At 32.5% G+C, this 717-nt stretch carries 1 pseudogene; it reads right to left on the reverse strand.

The features are described 5' to 3' along the window. Positions 1-405: 405 nt before the first annotated feature. Positions 406-717: pseudogene (locus AAGF08_RS20430) on the reverse strand (hypothetical protein); the annotation flags it as partial.

Consider the following 717-nt stretch of genomic DNA (forward strand, 5'->3'; position numbering starts at 1 on the left):
AACAGATTCGAAAATTAAAATTCCGATAGATTCTTTTCTTAGCCACTTTCTTAACTTTTTAGAAGAAATTAAATAAAGCCTGACCCTGGATTCAAAAATACTATTGGCTATTCATGAAAGAATATAGAAAACATGCTAAGTGAACAAAAAGGATCTACCTAATAATGGTGTTGGACCAATGTAATTCATGATAGAATTAAAAAATGAAAAACGCCTCTATCTTCTGGATTTCGTATTACGCTTATTCAACAAAGAAATAAAAGCTATAGCCGTACACATTATAAATAAAAAAATAAGGCCATTGAAGAAAACCATTTGTCTCAAACTCTTTAAAAAATTTTAATAAGAAAAAAGCCCTACCCATTATGGGGTAGAGCTCTTGTCAAGTAAATGAGATTTAAAAGACTAAAAATGGATGGTTTTAGTTCTTCCGATAGCATCTTTTAGTTCCAGATATACTTCTTCAGGAGCAATACCTTTGAAGGAGAAATCTTTTATAAATCCTTCAGGTTGGTCAACAAATTCCTCATGAATAATTTTACCCCCTTTTTCGGTTTTCACTTTTACTTCGACACCAGGCTCAAAAAGGCCAATCACTCTAAGGTTAATAGTTGCATCATCAATCAATTTACCATAGGCCATTAAGGGTAATTGGTTAGGTGATAATGGTCTTTCTTTAGTTTCTACAGAATAGACAACTTCCTCGTCGTCGGTTAG

Origin of the sequence: Algoriphagus sp. SE2 (assembly GCF_039563885.1) — a bacterium.
In the GTDB taxonomy this organism is placed as follows: Bacteria; Bacteroidota; Bacteroidia; order Cytophagales; family Cyclobacteriaceae; genus Algoriphagus.